1 protein-coding gene is annotated in these 586 nt (G+C 38.4%); it reads left to right on the top strand.

Going from position 1 to position 586, the window contains the following annotated elements:
- Nucleotides 1–310 (top strand): outer membrane protein assembly factor BamE (locus ACS8FD_RS22885; RefSeq protein WP_439277547.1); only part of this gene is annotated, 310 nt, incomplete at its 5' end.
- Between the last annotated feature and the right edge of the window lie 276 nt (nucleotides 311–586).

Here is a 586-nt window from a genome sequence, read left to right as displayed (position 1 = left end):
GTTCCCAGATCCAAACAAAGCGTGGCAAAAAGGCGGTAGTATCGTCAGTCAGGACGATGTTGCCAAAATCAAGGTGGGTACTACTAAAGATGAAATCTATAAACTAATTGGCACCCCTCATTTTAGTGAGGGCTTTAACGCTCGTGAATGGGATTATATCCTCAAATTTTACAGTACTGATGACAGAGTCGAAACGTGTCAATATAAGATCATCTTTGACGACAGTTATGAAGGTCGTCTACGTGATGATGAATTCGTCGCTACTGAGTTTTATTGGCTACCAGCCTCTTGTGCTAAGTATGGACATTAATTCGTTGATTCAATGAACGGTCTAAGTTAACTAAAAAGCAAGGCAGCTACTGTCTTGCTTTTTTGTATGGAAGCATAAAAAATTACGTTACAAAACGTATTCATCGTACCCTACCTTATGGTATTTCACCTTATATTCGGCTAAAATCATATATTAACATTACCGAATATAAACAAATATACAAGTAGAAAGCTATGATAAATACGGGCGACACACTACTCTGTACGGCTGGCAATACCTTTTTTGCAACAGGTAATACCTATGTTGTAGGCGACT

This window comes from Psychrobacter sp. 1U2 (assembly GCF_051847575.1).
The sequence above is the reverse complement of the archived record's forward strand: the minus strand, read 5'-3'. Positions and strand labels throughout refer to the sequence as shown.